Here is a 26,691-nt window from a genome sequence, read left to right on the forward strand (position 1 = left end):
TACGCCGCAATGAAAAATTTGAACAGGATATGGATACTTGCATCTGCAATGGCCCTCGTAGGTACAGGATGCGATAAAGATGATATAGATGCCATCTATAATTTCGGAGACAGAGAAACTTCCGGCAAGTATAAATATGTGATCACGGCCACTCCTGCCGGCACTACCGGCATTGCAGATTACCTGCTGAGCACCCCTCAGCTGGACACCGGCGCCATCACCACCTCGGGTAATGGCATCGAACAGGATGGTTCTTACCGTTACTATATGACGCACAAGGGCAGGTTCTTCAGCTTGTTGTATGGCCAGGGGAACCCGGGTGCAGTTACTACCTACCGGTTTGATTCCGCAGGCGCCAGGCTGCTGAAAACATCTGAGTTCCAAACAGAAACCGTACAGGCGTTCACGAAAGTAAATGATGAATTGCTGCTGATAAAAATTCCGCGAAGCGGCGTGGAAACAGCTTCCTTCTACCGGATAGATGCATTGAAATCGCAGCAGATCGGCAGTGCCGCCATTAACATCGTACAGCTGGCCGCCAACGGCGAGCGGGCGCACTTCACCTGGGCTACCCAGGTAGGTGATAAAGTATACGCACCCTATATGAGCATCAAAGGCTGCTGCAATGATGCCTTTGGCACGGTATATCCTGATAGTACCTGGATTGCGGTGCTCTCCTACCCCGACCTGAAAGTAGAAAAAGTAATACGTGACAATCGCACCAGCTATATCGGTAACTATTTTAACGATGGTTTAGGCGTTACAGAAAACGGCGACATTTACGGCTTTTCTTCTGCGATTGCTACCAATACCAGCAAGGTAATTTCTACCAAACCCTCCGCTGTGGTACGGATACTAAAAGGCACTACGGAGTTTGATAAAAGTTACTTCTTTGATGTGGAGGAAGCTTCCGGCGGACATAAAATTTCCGCTCAAACCTACCTTGGCAATAACAAGTTCCTCCTGATGATGTATGGCGACAAGCATGCAAACACCGGCAACCGCAAGATGGCACTGGTGGATGTGGTTGAAAAATCTTTCGGCTGGATCAAAGGTGGCCCGGAGGATATCCAGAGCTCTTCCGCACCTTACAACAACAATACCGGCTCCGGTGATGGTGAGCTGGGCTACATCGGCATCAACACTGCTTCAGGCAGCTGGATTTATAAAATTGATGTTAAAACGGCAACGGCTATACGCGGATTAGAAGTACAGGGAGGAAAAATTACGGCCATTACTAAAGTAGAATACTAATGCAGAAAAATAAGAAAGCAACGGCCGGGAAAAAACCAGGTTCCCGGTCGCTTTTCTATAAGATATCCGCCTGGTTGCATCTTTGGCTGGGACTCGTTTCCGGCATTGTTGTTATCATAGTATGCCTCACGGGTTGCATATGGGTGTTCAACGAAGAGATCACCGGTTTGCTGGAGCCGGAAACTAAAATTGTCCATCAGGATAAGCCGGTACTGAAGCCATCGGCGTTAATCGCCATTGCCGCCAGGGAGTATCCGGGGCAGCAGGTGGGGTATATGTTTTATAAAGATGGTAAAGCTGCGGAGCTCAATGTAGGCGCCCGTCGTGGCGGTTCTACCATCAAAGTAAATCCATACACGGGTGAGGTGATAAGTAAAGTAACACGCAAGCCCGGAGAAGTAAACTTTTTCCGCTGGGTACTCAATGGCCATCGCTTCCTCTGGATGCCGTTCAAGATTGGTCGCCCTATAGTTAACTACAGCACACTTATTTGTGTGATCACGTTGCTGACAGGCTTGGTATTGTGGTGGCCTAAGAAGTGGAATAAAAGTACCCGTCAGCAAAGTTTCACCATCAAATGGGGCGCAAGTACCAAACGCGTCAACTACGATCTTCATAATGTATTGGGCTTCTACGCACTACTGGTATTGTTTGCCATAGGCTGCACCGGTATGGTGTACGGGCTGGAATGGTGGAGCAAGGGCACTTACTGGGTCACCACTGGTGGGCGTTCCATGCCATCCTATAAGGAAGCGGTTTCCGATTCCTTACAGGCCGGCAAATTACAGCTTACCATGGCGCAGCGGGTGGATGCCGTTTGGGAAGCCACTGCTGCCAGGCATCCTGCGTCCAAAGGTTTTTACATCGGCATAGCGGATACGGCTAAAGCAGGTTCCAGTATTATGGTGATTGCCTATCCGAGTAAAGGTAAGTTTTATGACCTGCAGCGTTATTCCTATGACCAGCATACGCTGGCGCAAATCAAAGGAGATCCAGAGAGTGCCATGTCGTACGCAGAAGCCGATTTCGGCGGCAAGCTGCGTCGTATGAACTACGATATACATGTAGGAAGTATCCTGGGATTACCGGGGAAAGTGCTGGCGTTTTTTGCCAGTTTGATCGGCGCAACTTTACCTGTTACCGGGTTTATCATCTGGTGGGGGAAGGGTAAGAAGAAGAAAAAAACACCCGCACAGAAAACTATTAAAACAGTTGCAGCTTCAATTAATTAGGATGCCATATCAATATGTGTAGAGACGCCTCGCAGGCGTCTATCCGCTTAAGTCTTCGCTAAAATCTCCTACATGATCCTTCAGATAACAGAAATATTTTGCGGAGATCATATAGGAGATTTGTTCGGATAGACGCCTGCGAGGCGTCTCTACACAAGATAATAATTCCGCATCTATTTCAACAACCCTACCACCACTGGCTCCAGCGCCCTGGCCCACATCCGGTATCCTTTTCCGGTGAGATGAATACCATCTTTCGCATAAGCGGCCGTATCCAGGTTACCGTTTTCGTCGGTAAATGTTCCCGTCAGTGGCAGGTACGTATAGCCGGTATGGTTAGCTGCAGCAAGTATCCGCTGAATGCCCTCATATTTAATTCTACGTGGATCATCGGTGGTAAAGCCGGTTGGCAGCAGGCCTGATAATACCAGCCTGGTGTCCGGCATGTTTTTTCTCACCCAGGCCACGAGGTCCAAAATACCGGCAGCAATTTCTTCGGCGCTGTCGTTGTCCCCAAAGTTGTTGACGCCGATAGTCACCACCATCACCTTTGGTTTTGCGGCGGCATAGTTGCCGTGCTGGAAGCGCCACAGCAGGTGCTGCACACGGTCGCCGGAGATGCCGGCACATTCCCAGTTCCATCTGCCGAAGGTGGAGTCGAAAGCTGAAAAACCGCTTCTGTTGGTGGTTTTGGTACGATGCCCGCCGGTGCCCTGGGTGATGGAGTTGCCGGCAAATACAATATCCAGTTTACCTTTTTGCGCCAGGAGCAGACTATCAATATCTGCATGTTGTTCCCACCAGCCGCAGTCCTTTTTCCAACCGGCGGCAGAGCGGTATTCTGCTGCAGGAATAGGCTTACGGGCGAAATTTATTTTATGGCCGGTGGCAGCCAACATGAATTCTACAATAGGGCGTGGGTTGGCCAGACTATGTGGATGGTGCCCAATACCGGGTTTATGAATAACGGTAATATTACCGCCGGCTGCTTTCACCTGTTGCTCAAATGGGGTGGTATGCTCGCTCACAAGTACCAGGCTGTCCGCATCTCCTACCACGTGTAGCATAGGGAAGCCCAGTTTTGCAATTTTAGCAGCATTGTTGAGTGGTGAGTTATTAAACTGTACTGCCTGCGCTTCCGTTAACTGGTATTGCTGCTTAAAAATCTCCCAGTTTTCATTGCTGCCAGGGCCTTTGCCGTTATGTCCGGGCCAGCGGGTGATGTCGAGCACCGGTGCATCTGCGTAGATGGCGGCAACTTTTTCCGGGTTAGCGAGTGCCCAGTTATAAATATACATACCACCGCGACTCATCCCCTCCAATATTGTTTTTTTCGCCAGGCCGTTGCTGGTGAGCAGAGCATAAAATTTATTCCAGAGCATGATGCTTGCGGGGTTGCCAAACATTTCCGCCACATCGCAATACACTATGTGGTAGCCTCTTTCCAGCATGGCGATATCTGTTTGCGGTTCGTGGCCCCAGAAGCGTGCGCGCCATACCCATGGCTTATCCTTAGCTACCAGCCGGGGTTTCACCACTTTGCAGTTACGGCCGTTGAAGGTAAAATCAGCGCAGGCATAGCCGTAAAAGGAACTGGTTTTCACCGGCATTTTCAGCCGGGTAAATATATCATAGTTTTTATCCGGGGAGATAGTAACGGCCTCGTATAAACGCCGGGCTATTAATGCAGCGCCTATAGAGGAGGGATGGATCTGATCCGGTAACAAATCTTTTTGCCCGGTGAAGGAAGGGTACAGATCAATAATTTCCACGCCCGTTTCATAGGCCACCTGGCGGATCATGGGTTGTATATCTCTCCTGATAATACTATCATTAATACTGGCAGTATCGTCCAGGTAGGCGGGTACCGGCATCAGCAGTATAATACGGGGAGATGTAGGTTTATGCTGGCTGCGGAGCCGCGTAATGAGTTGTTTGTAGTCGCTGACAAACTCGTTGTAATAAGGCCGGTTAACGGCTTTGCTGTCGTTGGTACCAAATTCAAGGAAGATGATATCGCTCTTTGTTTGCAGGGCTTTTTCATATACGGGCTGCTGGTTGTAGGGCCGGTTGCCGTGTTGCAGTAAGGTAGCACCGCTGGCACCAAAGTTATTCACCTGGTAGTTGTTTCCCAGCAGGTATTGCAGTTGCCTTGGAAAGTTGTTTTGTTCCCGGTTGTACATACCTGCCCCATAGGTGATACTCGTGCCTAAGCACGACACTACTATCTTACCGGCAAAGGAAAAAAGTGGCAACAACAGCATGCATGCCATTAGCGCCGCATTTATGAGCTTGTTTTTACAATACATGGAATTTACTTATACTATTGAGAATGGTCAAAAATAGACATCCCAAATCCATATCAGTTAAACAATAATGATATTTAGTAACACTATCTTACCAAATTTTCTATCTTCAGCAAAAACCCAGACATGAAAAAAGGGATGCTGTTAGCGGCTGTACTGCTTTGTGGTATTATTGCCCGGGCACAGTCCACACTTGTAAAATTCACCACCAACCACGGCACTTTTACCGTGATGCTGTATGATGACACGCCGAAGCACCGGGATATGTTCCTCGCAGAAATGAAGAAAGGCACCTACACGCAGGCGCTTTTTAACCGTGTTATTAAAGAGTTTGTGATCCAGGGAGGCGTGCTGGACGATACTACCCTGCTGTATGAGCAACAGCATCCGGAACTGGGAGCGCCCCGCTTTCCGGCGGAGATAAAGCTTAACCGCTATCACAAACGTGGTACGCTGGGCGCAGGCCGTGATAATAACCCGGAAAAGGCCTCTTTCTTCAACCAGATATATTTTGTGGTGGGCAAAAAATATACGGAGGCCCAGCTAACAGAGCTGGAAAAGAAAAAAGGGGTTATTATTCCGGATGAGCATAAAAAGGTATATGAGTCTGTTGGTGGTATACCGCGACTGGACGGCGATTACACCGTTTTCGGAGAAATTACAAAAGGCTATGAGGTGGTTGAAAAAATCAGTCAGCTACCTACGGATAAGAATGATGTACCACTCACGCCCGTTACTTTTTCCGTGACTATCCTGAAAAAGAAATAATCATTTCAATCGTTTTCATTGCCACTCATCCAAAAAAATTGTCCGTCGGGATGGATTTTCTTACTTTGATTCAAACATCCCGTTATGATCCGGAAGAGAGACGGCTTCCAGGGGCAGCGTGCAATTGTGCTGCCCCGCGGGCTTTTAGCCACACAGTGTACAATGAATCCGGCGCTTGCGCCCTTATATATTACCGATATCGGCTTTTATGATAAAGCTAAATTCCATTATAAGAAACGCGCCCAGGGCGCGGATCAGCACATTTTAATTTATTGCAGGGAGGGCGCCGGGCAGATAATCCTGGAAGGCCATGCCCATCAAATGCAGGCGGGCAACTGCTTTTTGCTGCCACGGAATGTATCCCATGAGTATAATGCTGATGCGAAGGACCCATGGACCATTTACTGGGCGCACTTCACCGGCACCAGCAGCGACGGGCTGATGGAGGCCGCCCTGAAGGAGTGGCAGGGGTATAAAACTTTCCTGCGCTGGTCTGACCAGCGGATAGAGCTGTTCGATAAGAGCTACCGGCAGCTGGAGAAAGGCTACCGGACGGAGAACCTGCTGTATGCGAACATGCATTTCTGGACATTCCTCGCAAACTGCATTTATTCGGAAGCCGAGCTCACCGTGGCTCCCAGCCAAAGTGCCACGGACCTGGCCATTACATTTATGCGAAAAAATCTGCATAAAATGCTTACGCTGCAACAAATGGCGAATGCTGCCAACCTGTCGCAGTCGCACTTCAGCTCTCTGTTTAAAGCCAACACCGGCTTTTCACCAATCGAATATTTTAACCAGCTGAAGGTCCAGGATGCTTGCCAGTACCTGCTTTTCACCACATTAAGAATTAAGGAGATAGCAGCGCGGCTGGGCATGGATGATCCGTATTATTTCTCCAGGCTCTTCACCAAAGAGATGGGCGTATCGCCCAATCAATACCGCGAAAGAAACACTTAACCGTAAAATAATCCATCATTTCCGACAGATCATCTAGTAATCATCAGCCAGGTCCTTCTTAATTTTAGGATACGTCAATCATTAATCTAATGCGTTATTCCACTACGCGTCGGAACCTTACAGTGAACATTTGCATTGCCCTGGTTGCGGGCAGTATCATCGCTGCATGTAATTCCACGCGAAAACCGGACTTCAGTACAGAAGTCAAACCGATATTAAACAAGCATTGCATCAGCTGCCACGGCGGTGTAAAGCAGAGTGGCGGATTCAGTGTGTTGTTCCGCGAAGAGGCCCTTGGTGTCACCAAATCGGGCAAGCCCGCTATTATTCCCGGTGATCCCGATCACAGCGAATTTATCCGCCGCCTTACCTGTAAGGATCCCAAAGAAAGGATGCCACAGAAAGGTGAGCCACTCAGCAAAGAAGAAATCGGTATCCTTACCGACTGGGTGAAATCCGGTGCGGAATGGGGAGAACACTGGGCTTATGTATCTCCCAAAGCCGCCACCGTGCCCGACCAGGAGCACGCGATCGATTATTTCATTAACGAAAAACTCGAAGCCGAAGGCCTGAAAGCCGCCGGTGCTGCCGATAAAATGACACTGCTGCGCCGCGTAAGCCTGGATCTCACCGGATTACCCCCTACCCCGGAAATGGCAAAGCAATTTGCGGCGGACAACAGCGATAAAGCCTACGAAAAGCTGGTGGACCAGTTACTGCAATCCCCCCGCTACGGCGAACGCTGGGCCAGCATGTGGCTGGACCTCGCCCGCTACTCCGACTCCAAAGGCTACGAACGTGATAACGGCCGGAACATCTGGCGATATCGCGACTGGGTAATCGACGCGTTTAACCGCGACCTGCCCTACGACAGCTTCGCCATCGAACAGCTGGCCGGCGACCTCCTGCCCAACCCTTCCAAAGATCAGCTCATCGCTACCGCGTTTAACCGCAATACCATGAGCAACGACGAAGGCGGGACACAGGACGAAGAATTCCGCACCGCCGCCGTAATGGACCGTATCAGCACCACCATGGATGTATTCCAGGGCGTTACCATCGCCTGCGTTCAATGCCATAGTCACCCCTACGATCCATTCCGCTTCGAAGACTATTATAAACTGCTGGCCTTCGTGAATAATACCCGCGATGAAGATACCCACATGGAACATCCTAAACTTCGTTTGTACGACAGCGTTAGTAACCAACAGGTACAGGCCATCACCAGCTGGGTAAGTAGTAATGGCAATGCCACCCAGCAGCAGGACGTTAAAGAATTTATGACCGTGCTGGAACCCAAGCGCCACGCACACGACTGTGACCAATACATCAACGGCGCCCTCGCCGATACCAAATACCTCGGTATCAGAAGCGGCGGCAGCTGCCGCTTACCTAAACAGGAACTCAGCGGAAAAACACGCTTCCTGATGAACTACTGGACCGGCACCCCGGGCGGCGTGATGGAAATCCGTTTGGACAGCCTTAATGGCAAGACATTAGTAACACATCCGCTCGCCGTCACCAAAGGCCGACTCGCGATCAACATTCCAATTCCTGCCACCGCAGGTATTCATGATCTCTACTTTATTTTCCGTAACCCCTCCCTGCAAAAAGAAGCATCCGTATGTGGGGTAGAGTGGTTCGCTTTCCGTGAAGAGCTGCCAGGTAAAGGCACTCCGGGTTACGACAATATAGCTGCCAAATTTATGGAAGTAGTGAACATGCAGCCGGAAGAAGTCCCCGTAATGGTAGAGAATCCGACATCTATGTACCGCCCTACCCATATTTTTGAAAGGGGCAACTGGATGGTAACAGGAGCAGAAGTAAAACCGGATGTACCACATTCACTCAACCCATTCCCGGCTAAAGCCCCGCGCAATCGCCTCGGCTTTGCCCAGTGGCTTACCTCCGATCAAAACCCGCTTACGGCAAGGGTGATGGTAAACCGCCTCTGGGAACAACTGTTCGGCATTGGCATCGTGGAAACGCTGGAAGACTTCGGTACGCAGGGCTTCACGCCTTCGCATCCGCAACTGCTGGATTACCTTGCCTATAATTTCATGCACCGCTACAAATGGCACCTGAAACCGCTGTTGAGAGAAATGGTGCTTTCCGCCGCTTACCAACGTTCTTCCGTTAATACACCGGAGCTGCAGGAAAAAGATCCTGCTAACCGCTACCTGGCCAGGGGGCCGCATTTCAGGCTCACTGCCGAAGCAGTGCGCGACCAGGCACTCAGCGTGAGCGGATTGCTCAACACCAACATGCATGGACCCAGCATTATGCCTTACCAGCCGGACAATATCTGGCAATCAGTTTGGAGTGGTGAATACTGGAAAAAAGCAGAAGACGGCAACCAATATCGCCGCGCAGTATATGTGTACCAGAAACGTACAAGCCCATACCCTTCCATGGTTACGTTTGACGGGAGTAGTCGCGAAGTATGCCTGCAACGCAGGATACGCACCAACACCCCATTACAGGCACTGGTAACACTCAATGATCCTGTGTATGTAGAAACCGCCGTAGCACTGGCCAAACAAATGCAGACACAATCCAAGGATCCTGCTGCGAGTATCCGTTGGGGTTATGAACGCGCGATGTTCAAACCTATTACCGACAGCAAACTGAAAGTACTGCTTTCCTTATACAACAAGGCATTAACCACTTACCAGAAAGATCCTGCGGCGGCCTGCAAGCTGCTACAGTGCAGCAGCAACACGCCTGAGGCACCGTCCGCCGCCGCACTGGCCACCGTTGCCAACGCGTTGATGAACCTGGATGAATTCATGACCAAATCTTAAAATCATTCGTATGTCCAGATACAAAAAACTGATAGACGAAGCCAATAAGGAGCACCTGCGCTCCCTTACCCGCCGCCATTTTTTAATGGACTGCGTCACCGGCATAGGCGCAGCAGCCCTGGGCTCCTTCCTCGCAGGCTGCGGTGGCACCAGTGCCATACCCAGTGCCGTAGCGGCTGACCCAATGGCGCCCAAAGCACCGCATTTCCCCGGCAAGGCAAAAAGCGTGATATACCTGCACATGGCCGGCGCACCTTCACAATTAGAGTTATTCGATTATAAACCTGCCTTACAGAAATTACATAATCAGCTATGCCCACCTTCCCTGTTAGAAGGAAAGAAATTCGCGTTTATCCGCGGCGTACCAAAAATGCTGGGACCACAGGCGGTGTTTAGCCAGCATGGCGCCTCCGGCGCCTGGATCTCCGATCACCTGCCGCATTTTAGCTCCATGGCAGATGAAGTGAGTTTCCTCAAAGCGGTACAAACAGACCAGTTTAACCACGGTCCGGCACAGCTGCTCATGCAAACCGGCAGTGCCCGACTCGGCAGGCCCAGCACAGGCTCCTGGGTTACGTACGGCTTAGGTACGGAAAACAGTAACCTGCCAGGCTTTGTAGTACTCACCTCCGGAGGTAAAACACCGGATGCGGGTAAAAGCATCTGGGGCAGCGGCTTCCTGCCATCGGTATACCAGGGCGTGCAATGCCGCACCAAAGGCGATCCGGTGCTGTTCCTCTCCGATCCGGAAGGGATGGACCGTGACCTGCGCAAAGCTTCCATCGATGCCATCAACCGCATTAACGAGGAAGAATACACGGCCTATGGCGATCCTGAAACCCTGGCCCGTATTTCACAATATGAACTGGCGTATAAAATGCAGATAGCCGTTCCCGATGTGATGAACATCCAGAACGAACCAGACTATATACATGAAATGTATGGCACGCAGCCGGGTAAGGAATCCTTTGCCAACAACTGTTTGCTTGCCCGCAAGCTCGTGGAAAAAGGCGTGCGCTTTGTACAGCTGTACGACTGGGGCTGGGATAGTCATGGTACGGATGAAAACCTGGCCATCGACTACGGCTTCCGCAATAAATGCCGCGAAATTGACCGTCCTGTTACCGCACTGCTGCAGGACCTGAAGCAACGCGGCCTGCTGGATGAAACACTGGTGATCTGGGGCGGCGAGTTTGGTCGCACCCCTATGCAGGAAAACCGTGATGGTAAAGACATGCCTTTCCTTGGCCGCGACCACCACGTAGAAGCCTTCACCATCTGGATGGCAGGTGCCGGCATCAAAAAAGGCTTTACCTGGGGAGAAACCGATGAAATAGGCTACGCCGCCGTAAAAGGCAAGGTAGCCATCAATGATATACACGCTACTATTTTACAGCAGCTGGGCTTTGATCACGAAAAACTGACCTACCAGTTCCAGGGAAGGCCTTTCCGCCTTACAGACACCGGAGGACATGTAATCACCCCTATACTGGCTTAAACATTTCACCACAGCATGAACAGCGATAGAAGAAATTTTCTTAAACAATCATCGATACTGGGCGGCGCATTTTTATTACCGTCGCTCCCTTCCCTGGCAACACCTGCCAGCAATATTAAACCGGGCTACAAGCTCTCTATCATGGCCACCGACTGGGGATTCACCGGTGGCATCACCGCCTTTTGCGCCGCCGCCAAACAGGCCGGCTACGATGGCATTGAAGTATGGTGGTCAGGTAACCCGGACGTACAAACGGAGTTATTCAAAGCATTAAAGGATAATGACCTGGCAGTTGGCTACCTGGCTGCTGGCAGCAGCAGCAACTTCGACAAACATTTTACTGAGTTTGAAACCAACCTGCAACGTGCTACTGCTAAAGCGGAGGTAAAGCCATTATATGTCAACTGCCATAGCGGAAGAGATTACTTTACCTTCGAGCAAAACTGCCGCCTGATTGATATGACCACGCGCATTTCCAGGGCCAGTGGCATTCCGGTGTACCACGAAACACACCGTAGCCGGATGCTCTTTGCAGCGCACATCGCCAAACAGTTTATTGATGCCAAACCGGATCTGCGTTTAACATTGGATATTTCGCATTGGTGCAATGTGCATGAGTCCCTTCTGCAGGATCAGCCGGAAGCGGTGGCTGCGGCATTATCGCGGGCAGGGCATTTTCATGCGCGGGTAGGCCACCAGGAAGGGCCGCAGGTAAATGATCCGCGGGCGCCGGAATGGGAGGCTGCGGTAAAAGCTCACTTCAGCTGGTGGGATCAGATAGTACAGCGCCACCAGGCCGAGGGCAGGCCACTCACTGTGCTCACTGAATTCGGTCCGCCGAACTACATGCCTACCCTGCCCTATACCCGGCAGCCGCTGGCCAATCAGTGGGACATCAACGTATACATGATGCAGCAACTGCGTGCACGCTACGCCGCTGCTAAGTGATCTGAATTACTCAACTATTTTCTGCATGATTCTTTTAGAAAGTACAGGCAGCTGGGCCAGCCTCACCGGGCGTATGCATCCGCTGCTGGTGCATTTACCGATAGGCATATTGATCGTAGCACTGCTGTTTGTGCTCATCAGCAAACTACCCAGGTGGCAATCACTGCGATCAGCCATTCCATTTACGCTGTTCCTCGCCTTTGCGGCAGCCGCTTTCAGCTGCCTCACCGGCTACCTGCTCTCGCAGGATGGTGGCTATGACGAAAAAACGTTAGACACGCACTTCTATCTCGGTATAGCCGTTGCCGTTATCAGTGGTATATGGTGGCTTACTTACCGGATGCTGAAAAAAAGTCCTAAGCTGGAATTGGTGCTGGCACTGGTAATGCTGGTACTGATCAGCATCACCGGGCATTATGGCGGTACGCTTACTCATGGCGACAACTACCTGGAAGCAGCCATGCCGGCGGCGCTCAGCGGATTCTCTAAAAAAGCAACTGCTGCGGGCACGAGCAACTATAAGGACATCGGGGATGCGCTGTTATATGAGGACCTGGTACAACCTGTGCTCAACAATCGCTGCATCAGCTGCCACAGTCAGCAAAAGCTGAAAGGCGGTTTGCAACTGGAAACATTAGCGTTGATGCGTAAGGGTGGTGAAAATGGTCCGGTATTAAAGGACAGCATGCCCGAAGAAAGTGAAATATACAAACGTATTATACTTTCGGAAAACGATGAGCACCGCATGCCTCCAAAAGGCAAACCTTCGCTCACGCCTGCGGAAACGGAACTGTTACATTGGTGGATTGCCTGTGGCGGCCCGGCAGGCAAAAAGGTAAAGGACCTGCCTAAAAACCCACGCATCAGCGCCGTACTGGCTGCTATGCAGCCTTCCAAGCCGGTGGACCAGCTGGCCACCGTGCCGGAAAAAACAGTGGGTAAAGCGCCGGATGCTGCCATTGCAGCGCTCACCGCCAAAGGACTGAAAGTATTACCGGTGGCGGAAAACAGCAACTACCTGTCTATCACCGCCTTTACAGCACAAGGTTTTAATGATCAGGACGCAGCACTGATGCTGCCATTGAAAGAGCAGCTGATCTGGCTGGATCTATCCGGTACCGCGGTAACAGACCAGGTGTTCAGCACCCTCGGCCAGTTGAAAAACCTCACGAAGCTAACGCTGAAAGGCACTGCCATCAAAGGAAAAGAGCTGAAAGCGTTAAATCAGTGTGCGAACCTCATGTACCTCAACCTGGTACAAACGGCTACCGGAGCGGCCGATATCATCTCCCTAAAAAATAATAAGCACCTGGAACAACTGTATGTAGGCCAAACAGGAATACCTGCCAGCACTTTACAAGACCTGCACAAACAACTGGAACTGATGAAAATTGACACCGGTGGATACAGGCTGGCACAGTTGCCGACGGATACCATCGCTTATCATAAAGTGATGAATAATTAACATTAAAAAAACCGTGACACATAAACGTGTCACGGTTTGTAAGTGATTGGTTGGTATAATTATTTCAGAAATTTCTCCAGCGCCTGCTCCAATGCTTCCCCCCGCAGGTTCATCGCGATTATTTTGCCGGTAGGATCAATCAGAAAATTAGTAGGAATAGCATTTACCATATACATCTTCGGAATACTTCCGGCAAAACCCGCCAATTCCGCAATGTGATGCCACGGAAGCCCGTCGTCTTTAATAGCTTTCAGCCAGGCCTCTTTACCATTGGGCCTGTCGAGCGACACCGCCAGGATATCGAAGTTCTTATCCTTAAAACGCTCATATGCTTTCAGCACGGTAGGGTTTTCGTGCCGGCATGGCCCACACCAGCTGGCCCAGAAATCGAGCAACAGGTATTTGCCTTTGAAAGAGGCAAGCGACAATTCATTCCCGTCTTTATCAGGTGCTGAAAAGCGCGGTGCCTGCTGCCCTACATTAATGCGTGCCGACTGCCCGATCAGCGTCATAATACGTTGCCCTAAATCTGATTTTTTCAACGCAGGCGTAAATCTCGCAAAATCTGCCTTGGCCTGGGCAATATCATTCACCCTGCTTCCTAACATCCTGCTGAAGGTAAACAGGCTTACATAATAATCCGGGTGTGATTGGATGAATGCTTTCTTTATACTATCCTGCACCGCTATTTCAGCCATCAGCCTGTCGCTGCTGGCTCTGAATGCCACTGAATCTTTTGATGACAAGCGACGGTGGCTGGTACGTAATTCCTGCAATTTTATTTCAGATGGCGCCAGGGCTGCCAGCAATTCATCCTGCTGTTTCGTATAGTCGGAACCGGTAATTACAGCTCCTTCCATACTATTTTTATCACTTTTTATTTCCGGTTGTGAAATCACGGTCACATCACCCGGTTTCAGGAAGATACGGCGATAACCAGGCAGTGGAAGCTGGCCAGGCCTGCGTAACACCGCTGAAATCATGCCGGAGAATGGCTGCTGAGTGGTATCCTTTAATTCAAATTTACCGTCCCTGATAACAGCCGTATCTACGTAGGAGGTACGTAATCCTCCATCATCCCTGATCAGCATGATCGTAACACCATTAAGTGCTGCGGGTGCAGTACCTTTAATAATGCCTGGCTTTTGCTGCGCCTGCGCGCTAAATGTCACAACAGAAAATACGGTGGCCGTTAATAGCTTATTTTTCATTCGTCTTATTTAGCAGGTATTTGTCAATAAATGTTTTCATCACCTCATTGTAATGCGATAGTTTATCGGAAATAACAGCGTGTCTGTTACCAGGGTATAACATCAGTTCAAAGTGAGTATTATTCTCACGTTCCAGTTTATCCACTAACGATAATGTATTATTGATATGCACATTATCGTCTTTCACACCATGTATTAACAGCAATTTCCCTTTCAGTTTATCCGTATACGTTAGAACGGATGATTGTTGATAACCTTCCGGATTCTGAGCCGGGGTATCCATATATCGTTCGGTGTAGTGGGTATCGTACATACGCCAGTCCACCACGCTGCCGCCGGCAATGCCGTATTTAAAATAGTCAGCACCGTAAGTGAGTGCATAGCAGGTCATGTATCCGCCAAAGCTGTAACCGCTGATGCATACTTTTTCCGGGTCTACCTGTACATTGTCGATCAGCCATTTTAAACCCTGGATGTAATCCTGCAGGGCCCAGTAAGCCAGGTTGCGATACATGTAGTTTTGTCCAACCTTACCAAACTCGTAACATCCGCGGTGGTCGATGCTGGCATGAATAATTCCATCATTACTGCCGTACTTAGGATTTATAAACTCGTCGTATACATTCGCCGATGCCGGGCCTCCGTAAATTGCCAGCACGAGTGGATACTTTTTACCAGCCTCAAAATTTTTTGGGAGTGATAAATGGATGGGCAGGTCAAACTTCCCGTCTGCACTTTTTACGTATATGGTGCGCATGCAGCTAGCCACTTCGTCATTGAAATCCGGGCCTTTACTATCGCCCAGCTGGCTGATCACTTTCCCTTCGTTAGTCACCAGTGCAAGGCGATCTGGTGTGGCGCTGTTGCTATACTGGGTGGTGAAATAACTTCCATCCGGCGAAAAAGAAACTTTGTGGTTATAAGGGCCAAAAGTAAGTCGCTTCAGATTTTTACCGGCAAAATCTACCCGGTATAAATCCTGCCTGTTTAAGCCGTCTTTATTACAACTGAAGTAAACGACTTTCTTTTTTTCATCGATGTATTGAATGTTTTTCACTACAAAGTTTCCGCTGGTAAGCTGGCTTTTCAGCGTCCCGTCTGCATTGTGCAGGTACAGGTGCCGGTAGCCTGATTTATCAGATATAAAGATGAATTGCTTACCACCATTTAAAAAAGTGATGCGGTCTTCTTCATCCAGGCTGATCCAGGTAGGCTGGGTTTCGTTGTACAACAGCTTTTTGCTGCCGTTATCCCTGTTGATGGCGAACAGCTGGTAATTGTTCTGATCCCGGTTCAGCCATTGCACCAGCACCGTTTTGCTGTCGGGGTTCCATACTGGAGTGCCGAAATACTGATCCACAGCGGGGTTAAAGTCGGCCCAGGTGGTATTACCGCCTGTAGCTGCCACTATACCGATTTTAACAGCAGGGTTCGGATCGCCCGGTTGTGGATAACGTTGCTTTTCCACATAGCCATGGTAGCCGCTGCCGGCGTCGGTGATGGTATACTCCGGTACCTGGCTGTCGTCTGTCTGAAAATAGGCGATGGATTTACTGTCGGGGCTCCACCAAAATGCGCGCCCGTCGTACTGGCGTCCCAGTATTTCTTCCATATATACCCAGGAGGCCTTACCGTTCATGAGCATGGCGGTGCCGTCGAAGGTAAGCCGGGTTTCTTTACCGGTGGCCAGTTCCAGGGTATACAAATCATTTTGCCGAATGAAGGCAATGCGGCTGCTGTCCGGCGAAAACACCGGAGTAGTTTCCGGGATGCTGTCGTGTGTCAGCTGTTTGCGCAAGGATCCCTGTTGCAGGAATATATCATGATCTTTTACCAGCAGCTTTGCGGCGGGCTGCTTAGGCTTTGGCCGGTAGCTGGTATCTGCCACTTCCTGTCCCGTGGCTGCATTAACTTTTACATAGGTAATACGGTTTTTTTCATTTCTTTTAGAGAGAATGAAATGCTGGCTGTCAGTCCAGCTGTCGAGTACCGGCAGCGGCCGTACGTAATCTTTACCGTTCTGCTGTGCCATGGCCGACGAGGAAATTAACATCCCTGCTGCCAGTAAGCCTTTCCTGAGTGTTTGCATCTAAAGTTGCTTTATTTCCAGTAAGTATTTTGGATCATGTTGGAATTTGCCTGGAGTTCTGAATATGGAATAGGCATACAATAATTCTTCAGCTCAAAAAAGCGGGATTCCAGTAACACCGGTGTACCGTATACTTTCGTGGTACCCGACAATTTGATATTGGCGCCATAAATAGTTTTGTAAGCTGCCTGGTCAGCGATGTGCCAGCGGCGGATATCCCAGAAACGCTGGTCTTCGAAGGCGAACTCAATTCTGCGTTCATGGCGGATGCGCTGGCGCATCTGGTCCTGGGTAAGTCCTGCCGGCAATGCTGGCTGCTTCGCACGGGTACGGATGGCATTTACGGCGTTGTACACGGTGGCATCCGGGCCTATAGCCTCGTTCTGTGCTTCGGCGTAGTTCAGCAGGATTTCCGCATAACGGAGGTATTGCCAGTTCTGATCGCTGCCGTAGGTAGCATCACCGAGGAAATTGAAAGTTTCGTTGCAGGCTTTGCGCACCAGGTAAGTGGTTTGTGTTTTGTAAAAACCCGCGTTCGTTTGATCGTAACCGTTAGCATAGGTTTGCAGCACACTGCCTCTGTATGTAGCGCCATCATAGGCTACGCTGGCGTAAAAGCGGGCATCCCTGTTGGCATAAGGGGTGGCACTGTTATATAATGCTGATTGTGCAGGGAGCTTACCATCCGTCATTTCATAATCATCTACAAGGTTCTGGGTAGGGTTGCTCCGGGAAAAACCACTCATAGAGCCTACGGCCATGTCGCGATCGTAGGTATGGCCTCTTTCTTTGGCCATATTATTATGTTGTACGGACAGGATGCACTCCTGGTTATTTTTAACGGTGAACAGGGTTCTATAGTCTGGGTACAGACTGTATTTCCCCAGGTCCATCACTACTTTGGCAGCTGCGGCAGCAGCCTGAAACCGGCCTGCATACAGGAGTACACGCGCCTTTAGTGCCAGGGCAACCCCGCTGTTTAACCGGCCGGCAGGGCTGGTGTAGCTGGCAGGCAGGGAGCCCAGTGAAGCGGCTATTTCATCCAGCTGACCAATAATATAATCCACCGTTTCTCTACGGGTGCTACGTGGAATGTTCAAGGTATCTTTCCCGTACTGCTGTGCTTTCTCCACAATAACTACACCCAGCGCATCTTCATAGCCAGGCACCAGTCCGGAGGGCGCAACAGCGCCGGAAGCCGTGATGGGGTCATCTCCAAAGTAATTCAGCAGTTCCGTATAATAGTAAGCTCGGAAAAAGTGTATCTCATTTTTATACTGCTTTTTAAGCAGGGAGTCGCCCGGCACGGCATCTATGTGTGCGAGGAAATCATTGGCTTTTCGTATATTCTGATACGTAGTGGTATAGTAGCCATTAAAGGGTGCGTTGGTGGCGTTCCAGCTGGCATCCATAGTGAGCGGCTTTACGTAAAAGATATCGTTGGCTAGTCCATTCATGCCGTCATCAGTAGCGGCAGACAGGTAGTAGTTACGCGAATAACCGCTCTGCAAAGTGGAGTAGAAATAATTTACGTAGTTCCCCACCAAACCGATATCATTCCATACAGTCAGCTCATTGATGCTATCAGTTGGTTTTTTATCTAAAATATCCTTTGTGCAGGAAGCAAAGCTAACGAGGCTACCTGCCAGCAGTATGTATATGATATTTCTTTTCATGACCATTCAGGTTAAAGAGTTAATAAATCAGAAGCTCACGTTTACGCCTGCACTCAATGTTTTCTGCGGACCGTACGGCGTGGTATTATCATTTTCAGGATCGGTAAATTTCACCCTGGAGAATACCAGCAGGTTGCCGCCCTGCATGTTAATCACCACATTATTAATCCCCGCCTTTTTCAGCCATAAAGGAGCCAGCGTATAAGCCAGTCGTACATTGCGTAAGCGCAGGTAGTTACTGTTTAAACCGTAAAAATCAGAGATACGGATATCGCTTGCGATGGAACCCAGTTTAGGCCATGTAGCATCCGTATTTTCCGGTGTCCATCTGTCGAGCTGGCGGGAGTCGTAGTTAGTCCATGATTTACCCAGGTTAGTATTTGTATAGTCGCCAATACCCTGGAAGGTTACATCGAGCGATAATTTTTTCCAGGTGGCCCCCAGTGAGATACCGTAGTTCAGCAGCGGGATAGCGGTATTATCTTTTACAATCACGTCTTTCTGGTCAATGATATGATCTCCGTTGAGGTCCGCATACTTTATATCTCCCGGGTTGATGGTGGTATTATTTCTTCCATCCTGTACAGCCCAGTTGTCAATTTCTTCGCGCGACTGAAATAATCCCACTGCGTGATACACGCGGGCGATATTAGCGCCCCAACCGTTTACCTGGCGGGTATCCCATGCCGGTAAGCCGCTTTGCTCCCCGGAATAGTCGGTGATGGTTTTGGTATGAGAAATGGTACCACGTACATAGTAACTGAAATCTTTACTGATATGGTTATTATGCGTCAGCGACAGCTCATAACCGGTTGTATGGTTACTTCCCCTATTTACTTTTGGTGTGCTGGCGCCGTAGCTTAAAGGCACATTGTCGGATACGGATATGAGGATGTTTGTATTGTTCTTGCGGTATACGTCAAACTCCGCACCGAGCAAGCCTTTGAACAAACTCACATTCATGCCGAAGTTAGCAGCCTTAATTGTACCCCAGGTTATATTGAGGTTAGGGGCGGTATTGCCAGGATACACAGATGGCACATAGCTGCCGCCAAATACATATCCATTTCTACCGGTAGTGGAGCTCGGTCCTGAATTCTGTCCTACGGAAAAGTTATAGAGGTAAGAGCCATAACCGGAGCCGGTTTCATCACCTGCCATCCCATAAGATGCGCGAATTTTCAGTTCATCTATCCAGGTAATATTATCCTTGATGAAGTTTTCTTCTGACATACGCCAGCTGGCAGAAACAGAAGGGAAGGTTCCCCAACGATGTCCGTCCGGATAGTTCACAGAGGCCTCGGAGCGGAAGCTCGCATCCACATAATATTTACCATTGTAGGAATAGCTGGCGCGGCCTACGTAGCCCACTCTCCCAAATTCACTGGCAGTACCATTGTTAGTGGAGTTGGTACTGGCATCGCCGGCAAACAGCTGGTCAATACTGGAAGAAAAGATATTAGACCGGGCAGCACTGAGCGTACTGGTATTGGACTCATTGGTAGTATACAGCAGCATACCGGATACGCGGTGCAAACCGAAGGTTCTGTCGTAGTTAAAACCCCACTCGGTATTGGTATAGTTCGCACGATATAGGTTTTCACTGAGTGTAGGTTTCAGATCAGCGCCTTTACTGTCCACCCCGGCCACCGGAATATACTGGCCGCTGGCATTTTGCCTGTATAATTTATATGGCGTAGCGAAAGTCTTATCTCCGTAATTATTCCTGTCAAAAGAAGCCATAGCATGTGCCGTAAGCCCTTTTACAAACGGAATATTGTAATCCAGTTTTAGCTTTCCGTTGAAGTAGTTGCCTGTTTTGCGGTAGTACCCTGAGTTGGATTCCTGCACCACCGGGTTGGTAATAGTACCGGTATAGTTGGCCGCAGGCAAACCATTACTGAAGTATACCGGTTGCAACGGAGATGCCAGATATACGTTGTTGAGGATGCCGTTGGCACCAATGGCAGCCGGATCATTTAACTGTTCATTTACATAACGAATGTCTACGCCCATTGTCAGGTTCCTGTTTACTTTAGCATCCAGGTTTGAGATTAGCGTGTAACGTTTGAAAGCGTTATCCGACACCAGCGAGCCCTGGTTGTTGTAGCCGCCGGCAACATAATATTTCACGGCCTCGTTGCCTCCGGAAACATTCAGGTTATAGTTTTGTCCTTTAGCCCAATCCTTTAATGCCGCTTTTCTCCAGTTGGTGTTGGCAAACTTATCCGGGTTGAGACCCAGGCGGATAGTATCTAAAGTGGCATCAGAATATACAATGCCTTTGTTGGAGTTGACAGAGAATTCGTTTTCCAGTAATGCCTGCTGATAGGCGTCCACAAATTTAGGCTGCTGCGTAGGCTGCGACCAGGTGGAGTTGGCGGTAAAATTAAATGCGGACTTTCCTTTCTTACCTCTCTTTGTGGTGATCAGGATTACCCCGTTACCACCTCTGGAACCATAGATAGCGGTAGATGCTGCATCTTTCAGCACCGTTACGGATTCAATATCTGCAGGGTCCAGGTCATTGATGCTGGCCTGCCCAGCGAAGCCTCCGGTGGAAATGTTATCATTCAGTGGCACGCCGTCAATTACAATTAATGCAGGGTTTACAAATGATGAACTGCGTACCAGCAGCCGCGATGCATCCCTTCCCGGAGAGCCGCCGGTTTGCCTTCCGAACAATCCCGGGATAGTACCTACCAGCGCGTTACTCAGCATAGGAGTAGGCATCTGCGTAATGGTTTTATTGTTCACTGTTCCCACTGCATTCGTCAGTGCTTCTTTTCTTTTGGAGCCATAACCGATTTCCACCACTTTCACTTCATCCAGCGTATTCACGTTCTGGCTCAGCGCAATGCTGGTCACCTGTCCATGCAGGGAAACCCGCTTAGGACGGTACCCTACCATACTAACCACTACTTCCAGCGGCCTGCTATCGGCAGCTACATTGCGTAAAATAAAGCGGCCACTGTTATCCGTAAGGCCACCATGACTACCATTAACCGACCGTACGGTTACCCCCGGCAGTGGTTCCCTGCTGGCGGAATCCAACACAAAACCACTGATTTCCGTTGCATCCACAAATTGGCCTCCCTCCTGCCTGGGCAGCTGGGCTGCCACTGCAACTGCCAGCTCTTTAGGACTCCCACTGACAGGACGCTGAATGAGCATGTAAGTATTTTCATTTACGTACACAAACAACAGGTTGGCAGGATAGAATATCCGTTTCATCACTTCTTCCAGTGGTGTACTTTTAGGCAGGTCAGTCACACTAATACTGGTGAACTGTCCTTTTATTAAGTCCGGCTCAAACACAAAATGTGTACTGTAGCGTTTAGTGATATCCGTTAATGCGGTTGCAATCGGAATCTTTTTCCCACCATTTGCTGACTGGCCATAGGTTGCCACGGTCAGGATGCTGCATAGCAATAGCAGCCAAAATTTCAATGAAATTTTTTGCATAAGAATAAGTTGGTTAGCGTTCTGATTTGGTTGAGCCGACTAATTACGTTGTTTGAAAATCAGCATGTGATTCTTTTTTTCAATGTTCATCTTTAATATGCCAGACAGGATGAAAATGATATCATCTTCATTTTTTACGGTGATTACACCCTGGATTCGCCTGCTCAAGATAGTTGAATCGGCAATCGCTGACTGGTAGCCATAAGTATCTTCCAATAATTCCGTTATTTCCTGAACCGTCATATTATCCATGACCAGTTCCTTATTTTTCCAGGCGCTGACGGTGTTTACCTGTTCTGTTGTTCGTTGTAACGTTTGCGTTGTTTCGCTATAGCTGGCTACCTCTCCGGGTTGCAGTAGCAGCTGTTGTGTCCCCTGCTGCGCTTTCAGCTGTACGGCGCCGGAGCGCAGTCCTACTTCGGTAATGCCGCGTCTTTCTTTTACATTAAATACGGTACCCAGCACCTCTACATCCAGGTGTTTCGTGTGTACAATAAATCGCTCCGAAGCCTTTACCGGCAAAGCATCCTGCTTTAAGTGCCGCACTTCAAAATAAGCTTCGCCTTTCAGCCATATTTCTCTTGGCTGTCCGGCTTTCCAATTCTTTTTATAGGAGATAGTAGAGTTCGCATTGAGCAATACCCTGGAACTGTCTGGCAGTAATACGCTGGCCAGCTTACCATAGTCGGTGCTCACTTTTTTATCCGCCATTTTATAATAGGCAGCTATGCCAACAATAAGTACCGCGGCGGCTGCAGCAGCTACCATCCAGCGTTTACGGATTACGCGCAAGTGCGATCGATGCGCTACGTGTGTTATATTGGTTTGTATCTGTTCCCATACTTCCGCTTCTACAGCGGCGGATGGCAGTATACGCCTGGCAGTAAGCAGCAGTTGCAATTCCGTTCTGGCGGCATGGAAGGCGTGGAGATTGGCAGGTGCCCCCTGCACATATTGCTCCCATACGTCGATCTTTTCCCCGCGGACAAAGCGGACAAAGCTGTCATCGTCCAGGAAATCCTGTTTATTATATTGCTGATACAACTCACTCATAACTACACCCGGAGCCTTACCTGTAAGGTCCATTTCTCATTAAACACCGGTGGTATACATATCACCCCACGGAAAATGAAAAAATCTTTAATTTTTTTTCAGTCAATATAAACTGAACTGCAAACAGGGAATAAAAAAGGAAGTAAACTACCTGCTGGCAGCAATTTTCAGCAGGCAAATCAGCGTAATGAGGGAGATATCCATTATTTCCCGCAATGCTTCAAGGGATCGGGCGGAGAGCTTATAAGCACCTTTTACGGAAACATCCATGACAGCTGCTATTTCTTTATAATCTAACTCCTGGAAATAGCGAAGATATATAATTTCTTTTTGCCGGGGAGTTAGCTGCTCCATAGCAGCTTTTAATGCGGCGAGCTTTTTTTCAGTCACTTCCCGCTCTATGTAAGAGGCTTCCGGAGAAAATTCCAGTTCAAAGTCATAGTCCTCTTCAAGGCCGTTAATGCGGCGGCGCTTCTCGTCCCTGAACTTATTATATATAATAGCGCGCAACGAAAAAAGCAGGTAGGGTTTAATTTTAGTGACGGCAGCCAGAGAGTCCTTGTTAGTCCAGATCTTCACAAACAGTTGCTGGATGCACTCTTTCACAAAATCTTCCTCATCAGAAAAACGCATACCATACTCATACAGCATCGAAAAATGCGAACGGTACACCTGCTGAAATGAACGGTCGTCCCCAGCAAGGAGTAACTGCCATAATTCAATATCATTAGTTGGTGTTAGCATACCTATTCAAAATCCCCCTTCGTTAAGGGCGAAAAATACGACCATTTCCCGGATTATTTCTACCTGGCGGCTTTTTGTTTTTAGCGTAAATGACAACGGGCCCTGTGGGCCCGCTGTTATTTTATACAATTTAGTTTCCGGTATTACCGCTGTCCAAACAGCGGAAACACGTCCGACTCCACATGTTCTCTTTTAATAATATCATTCATCTGTGCCGCAATTTTTGGATATTGCGCAGCCACATTATTTTTCTCCTGCGGGTCTTTTGAAAGATCATACAACTCTACTCCTGCCCCGGGATCCTTTTGCACATTGTATTTCACGGCTTTCCAGTTGCCCATGCGCACGGCCTGGCGACCATTATTCTCATGAAATTCCCAGTACAGGAAAGGATGTTGCGGCTGCCTGCCTTTGCCTGTCAGCTCCGGAACGATGGAGATACCATCAATATTGGCAGGGGCTTTCTGCCCAGCCAGCACGGCGAAAGTTGGCATCATATCCCAGAAGGCGCCCGCGAAATCGGAGGTAGTATTCGGTTTGATTTTCCCGCTCCATCTTGCAATGAAAGGCACGCGGATACCACCCTCATACAGATCCCGCTTGATGCCACGGAAACCACCGCTGCTGTTGAAGAACACCGGATCAGCACCACCTTCGGCGTGCGGGCCGTTGTCGCTCGTGAAAATAACCAGGGTGTTATCATCGAGGCCTAGTTGTTTCAGCTTAGCCATTACCTGGCCTACATACAGATCGAGCCTGGTAACCATGGCGGCAAAAGAGGCGTGTGGATATTGCTGCGACACATAGCCGTGCTTACCACCGCCGGTATTATATTCAATTCCTTTATAGGGTTTTTCTGGGAACTGGCCTTTGAAACGTTGCAGGATGCTGTCGTCCGGCGTCAGCAGCTCTGCGTGCGGCAGGTTGTAGGTAAGCCAGAGGAAGAAAGGCTGATCCTTGTTGGCATCCATAAAGCGGAGTGCCTGTTGCTGGATGCTGTCCGGGGCATATTGCACGGTATGTTCCAGATCACCGTTTGCAGTGAGTTCAACGCGGGTATCGTTGCTCCAGAGGTGAGAAGGATAATAGCGGTGTGCTTCGCTCTGGCAGTTGTAGCCATAGAACTGGTCGATGCCTTGTGTGATGGGATCACCTTCGGACTTCACCGGTCCCAGTCCCCATTTGCCGAATGTACCGGTTTTATAACCGCCCTGTTTCAGCACTTCAGCCAGGGTAATCACGGTATCGGCAATAGGTTGCTGGCCTTCCGGCTTCATTTCCTTATTGCCTCTGATATAGGTATGCCCGGTATGTTTTCCGGAGATAAAAGAGCAGCGGGAGGGCGCACACACGGAGGTGCCGGCATAAAACTGTGTGAAGCGCTTTCCTTCAGCAGCCAGTTGGTCGATGTGGGGGGTACTGAATCGCTGTTGTCCGTACACACTGAGGTCACCATAACCAAGATCGTCGGCCAGTATAAAGATGATGTTGGGCTTTTTCTGTTGCGCAGCGAGGGGCGACAGTCCAGCTAACCCGGCCCCTAGCAGGGCGGTTAATCCGATTCTTTTCATTGTTATCATGCACGCGGTTTTTTCGTGCAGCTAAATTAACGTTCAAAATACACTTATCATAACCATTGGTGTAGATAGTGGCCATCTTATATTATTTTTTTGGGAAGATTTTATTAAAAAAGCTCATATTGCAGCCTACCTATAGCAATCAACTTAAACATCACAATGGCTAAATCAGAAGAGCAGCACCTTAAAAGAGGACTGCAAAACAGGCATATACAGCTTATTGCCCTGGGAGGTGCTATCGGAACGGGTTTGTTCCTCGGCATTGGTCCTGCGGCGGTGCTGGCCGGTCCCTCCGTTATATTAGGCTATGCCCTGGCAGGTGTCATAGCATTTTTTATCATGCGACAATTGGGAGAAATGGTGGTAGAAGAGCCGGTTTCCGGCAGTTTCAGCCACTTTGCCTATAAATACTGGGGTACTTTTGCCGGTTTTGCTTCCGGATGGAACTATTGGATTCTCTATATCCTGGTGAGCATGTCTGAGCTCACCGCCATCGGTGTATATGTTCACTTCTGGTGGCCGGAAATACCCCTGTGGGCATCCAGCTGCTTCTTTTTTGTAGCCATCAATGCGCTGAACCTCACGTCCGTAAAGGTATACGGCGAAGCGGAGTTCTGGTTCTCCATCGTAAAAGTAGTGGCTATCATTGCCATGATCATATTTGGGGTATACCTGCTTGTTAGTGGCAGCGGCGGCCCGGATGCAACAGTAGCTAACCTCTGGAACGATGGTGGATTTTTCCCTAAAGGCCTTATGCAGGCCGACGGCAAAGGAGGCTACCAGGGCTTACTGGCAGCTATTTCGCTGATCATGTTCTCCTTCGGGGGGCTCGAACTGATAGGCATCACCGCTGCAGAAGCAGATAAACCGGAGAAAACAATTCCTAAAGCTACCAACCAGGTAATCTACCGTATCCTGATTTTTTACGTGGGCGCGTTGATTATATTATTCTCCCTGTCTCCCTGGAAAAGTATTACTACGGATAGCAGCCCGTTTGTTATGGTGTTCGAAAGCCTGAAAGGCTTCCAGTTTACCCTGTTTGGTAAAACGGTGTACTTCACCAGCCTTATTGCTAATGTGCTCAACCTGATTGTACTGACCGCCGCGCTGTCGGTATACAACAGTTGTGTATATAGTAACAGCCGCATGTTGTACGGACTGGCAGAACAGGGCAATGCGCCAAAATTTCTCTCTAAACTTAATAAAAACAGTGTACCCGTGCAGGCAATACTCGTATCAGGCCTGTTTGCCGCCATCTGTATTATTGTAAATAAGCTGATGCCGGAAAAAGCACTGGAGGTGTTGATGTCGCTGGTAGTAAGCTCGCTTATTATCAACTGGATCATGATCAGTGTGGTGCACCTCAAGTTTAAACACAGCAAGGAGTTACACCAGGAAAAAACGAAGTTTCCTTCTTTCATATACCCGGTGTCTAATTACATCTGCCTGATATTTTTGACGGGGATACTGGTGCTGATGTGGATTACGGGGATGAAGCTGCCGGTGGCACTGATGCCGGGATGGTTGCTGTTCCTGTATATCTGTTATCTGGTTGTAAAGAGAAATAAAACAAATTAAAGGGAAACTTCCCATGGATATACGCTCCCGCGATGAAAGTGGTACCACAAGTATTACTTTCAT

At 49.2% G+C, this 26,691-nt stretch carries 17 protein-coding genes; 9 read left to right on the forward strand and 8 right to left on the reverse strand.

All coding sequences use genetic code 11. From position 1 onward, the window contains the following. Positions 1-9 precede the first annotated feature (9 nt). Positions 10-1,254, forward strand: coding sequence for a DUF4374 domain-containing protein (locus tag BUB18_RS06880; protein ID WP_073079309.1), 1,245 nt, complete (start codon positions 10-12; stop codon positions 1,252-1,254). Beyond that, positions 1,254-2,486, forward strand: coding sequence for a PepSY-associated TM helix domain-containing protein (locus tag BUB18_RS06885; protein ID WP_073079311.1), 1,233 nt, complete (start codon positions 1,254-1,256; stop codon positions 2,484-2,486). The genes BUB18_RS06880 and BUB18_RS06885 overlap by 1 nt, the downstream gene beginning before the upstream one ends. A 173-nt stretch (positions 2,487-2,659) precedes the next feature. On the opposite strand, the gene BUB18_RS06890 is transcribed toward BUB18_RS06885, so the two are convergent. Further along, complete coding sequence (locus BUB18_RS06890) at positions 2,660-4,759, reverse strand: GDSL-type esterase/lipase family protein (RefSeq protein ID WP_073079312.1); 2,100 nt, start codon at positions 4,757-4,759, stop codon at positions 2,660-2,662. A gap of 159 nt (positions 4,760-4,918) precedes the next feature. Between BUB18_RS06890 and BUB18_RS06895 the strand changes: the two genes are divergently transcribed. The 6 genes from BUB18_RS06895 (at position 4,919) to BUB18_RS06920 (ending at position 13,235) form a co-directional block, all read left to right on the forward strand. Continuing rightward, a complete protein-coding gene (locus tag BUB18_RS06895; protein WP_073079314.1) occupies positions 4,919-5,560 on the forward strand; it encodes a peptidylprolyl isomerase in 642 nt (213 codons plus the stop codon). 84 nt (positions 5,561-5,644) lie between these two features. After that, entirely contained in the window at positions 5,645-6,520 is an 876-nt protein-coding gene (locus BUB18_RS06900; RefSeq protein ID WP_073079315.1) for an AraC family transcriptional regulator, read from the forward strand. An 89-nt stretch (positions 6,521-6,609) separates the two neighbouring features. Further along, entirely contained in the window at positions 6,610-9,324 is a 2,715-nt protein-coding gene (locus BUB18_RS06905) for a DUF1553 domain-containing protein (RefSeq protein ID WP_073079324.1), read from the forward strand. Between the two features lie 10 nt (positions 9,325-9,334). Beyond that, on the forward strand, positions 9,335-10,822 hold the full coding sequence (locus tag BUB18_RS06910) for a DUF1501 domain-containing protein (protein WP_073079326.1): 1,488 nt from the start codon (positions 9,335-9,337) through the stop codon (positions 10,820-10,822). A 15-nt stretch (positions 10,823-10,837) separates the two neighbouring features. Then, complete coding sequence (locus BUB18_RS06915; RefSeq protein ID WP_073079329.1) at positions 10,838-11,770, forward strand: sugar phosphate isomerase/epimerase family protein; 933 nt, start codon at positions 10,838-10,840, stop codon at positions 11,768-11,770. 25 nt (positions 11,771-11,795) lie between these two features. Next, positions 11,796-13,235 carry a DUF2231 domain-containing protein gene (locus BUB18_RS06920; RefSeq protein ID WP_073079330.1) on the forward strand — a complete coding sequence of 480 codons (1,440 nt, stop codon included), beginning with the start codon at positions 11,796-11,798 and terminating at the stop codon, positions 13,233-13,235. A gap of 59 nt (positions 13,236-13,294) precedes the next feature. On the opposite strand, the gene BUB18_RS06925 is transcribed toward BUB18_RS06920, so the two are convergent. The 7 genes from BUB18_RS06925 to BUB18_RS06955 form a co-directional block, all read right to left on the reverse strand. After that, positions 13,295-14,446: a TlpA disulfide reductase family protein gene (locus BUB18_RS06925; RefSeq protein ID WP_073079331.1), complete on the reverse strand. Its 1,152-nt coding sequence runs from the start codon at positions 14,444-14,446 to the stop codon at positions 13,295-13,297. Beyond that, the gene (locus tag BUB18_RS06930; protein ID WP_073079332.1) at positions 14,436-16,535 is read right to left on the reverse strand and encodes a S9 family peptidase; all 2,100 of its coding nucleotides are present in this window, start codon (positions 16,533-16,535) and stop codon (positions 14,436-14,438) included. Before BUB18_RS06930 ends, BUB18_RS06925 begins: the two co-directional genes overlap by 11 nt. An 11-nt stretch (positions 16,536-16,546) precedes the next feature. Continuing rightward, a complete protein-coding gene (locus tag BUB18_RS06935; RefSeq protein ID WP_073079333.1) occupies positions 16,547-18,211 on the reverse strand; it encodes a RagB/SusD family nutrient uptake outer membrane protein in 1,665 nt (554 codons plus the stop codon). Positions 18,212-18,238: 27 nt separating this feature from the next. Beyond that, complete coding sequence (locus BUB18_RS06940) at positions 18,239-21,676, reverse strand: SusC/RagA family TonB-linked outer membrane protein (protein ID WP_073079334.1); 3,438 nt, start codon at positions 21,674-21,676, stop codon at positions 18,239-18,241. Positions 21,677-21,715: 39 nt separating this feature from the next. After that, on the reverse strand, positions 21,716-22,729 hold the full coding sequence (locus tag BUB18_RS06945) for a FecR family protein (protein WP_073079335.1): 1,014 nt from the start codon (positions 22,727-22,729) through the stop codon (positions 21,716-21,718). Positions 22,730-22,876: 147 nt separating this feature from the next. Then, positions 22,877-23,473 (reverse strand): RNA polymerase sigma factor, encoded by a 597-nt coding sequence (locus BUB18_RS06950; protein WP_073079336.1) that lies wholly within the window; start codon positions 23,471-23,473, stop codon positions 22,877-22,879. Positions 23,474-23,616: 143 nt separating this feature from the next. Beyond that, a complete protein-coding gene (locus tag BUB18_RS06955; RefSeq protein WP_073079337.1) occupies positions 23,617-25,053 on the reverse strand; it encodes an arylsulfatase in 1,437 nt (478 codons plus the stop codon). A gap of 156 nt (positions 25,054-25,209) precedes the next feature. Between BUB18_RS06955 and BUB18_RS06960 the strand changes: the two genes are divergently transcribed. Further along, the gene (locus BUB18_RS06960; RefSeq protein ID WP_073079338.1) at positions 25,210-26,628 is read left to right on the forward strand and encodes an amino acid permease; all 1,419 of its coding nucleotides are present in this window, start codon (positions 25,210-25,212) and stop codon (positions 26,626-26,628) included. The last annotated feature ends 63 nt before the right edge of the window (positions 26,629-26,691 follow it).

Source organism: Chitinophaga jiangningensis (assembly GCF_900142605.1).
GTDB lineage: Bacteria > Bacteroidota > Bacteroidia > Chitinophagales > Chitinophagaceae > Chitinophaga > Chitinophaga jiangningensis.

Bases quoted from the DNA above. Each gene is read 5' to 3' on its own strand.
- BUB18_RS06880 (WP_073079309.1), top strand. From the start codon at position 10: ATGAAAAATTTGAACAGGATATGGATACTTGCATCTGCAATGGCCCTC.
- BUB18_RS06885 (WP_073079311.1), top strand. From the start codon at position 1,254: ATGCAGAAAAATAAGAAAGCAACGGCCGGGAAAAAACCAGGTTCCCGG.
- BUB18_RS06890 (WP_073079312.1), bottom strand. From the start codon at position 4,759: ATGGCATGCATGCTGTTGTTGCCACTTTTTTCCTTTGCCGGTAAGATA.
- BUB18_RS06895 (WP_073079314.1), top strand. From the start codon at position 4,919: ATGAAAAAAGGGATGCTGTTAGCGGCTGTACTGCTTTGTGGTATTATT.
- BUB18_RS06900 (WP_073079315.1), top strand. From the start codon at position 5,645: ATGATCCGGAAGAGAGACGGCTTCCAGGGGCAGCGTGCAATTGTGCTG.
- BUB18_RS06905 (WP_073079324.1), top strand. From the start codon at position 6,610: ATGCGTTATTCCACTACGCGTCGGAACCTTACAGTGAACATTTGCATT.
- BUB18_RS06910 (WP_073079326.1), top strand. From the start codon at position 9,335: ATGTCCAGATACAAAAAACTGATAGACGAAGCCAATAAGGAGCACCTG.
- BUB18_RS06915 (WP_073079329.1), top strand. From the start codon at position 10,838: ATGAACAGCGATAGAAGAAATTTTCTTAAACAATCATCGATACTGGGC.
- BUB18_RS06920 (WP_073079330.1), top strand. From the start codon at position 11,796: ATGATTCTTTTAGAAAGTACAGGCAGCTGGGCCAGCCTCACCGGGCGT.
- BUB18_RS06925 (WP_073079331.1), bottom strand. From the start codon at position 14,446: ATGAAAAATAAGCTATTAACGGCCACCGTATTTTCTGTTGTGACATTT.
- BUB18_RS06930 (WP_073079332.1), bottom strand. From the start codon at position 16,535: ATGCAAACACTCAGGAAAGGCTTACTGGCAGCAGGGATGTTAATTTCC.
- BUB18_RS06935 (WP_073079333.1), bottom strand. From the start codon at position 18,211: ATGAAAAGAAATATCATATACATACTGCTGGCAGGTAGCCTCGTTAGC.
- BUB18_RS06940 (WP_073079334.1), bottom strand. From the start codon at position 21,676: ATGCAAAAAATTTCATTGAAATTTTGGCTGCTATTGCTATGCAGCATC.
- BUB18_RS06945 (WP_073079335.1), bottom strand. From the start codon at position 22,729: ATGAGTGAGTTGTATCAGCAATATAATAAACAGGATTTCCTGGACGAT.
- BUB18_RS06950 (WP_073079336.1), bottom strand. From the start codon at position 23,473: ATGCTAACACCAACTAATGATATTGAATTATGGCAGTTACTCCTTGCT.
- BUB18_RS06955 (WP_073079337.1), bottom strand. From the start codon at position 25,053: ATGATAACAATGAAAAGAATCGGATTAACCGCCCTGCTAGGGGCCGGG.
- BUB18_RS06960 (WP_073079338.1), top strand. From the start codon at position 25,210: ATGGCTAAATCAGAAGAGCAGCACCTTAAAAGAGGACTGCAAAACAGG.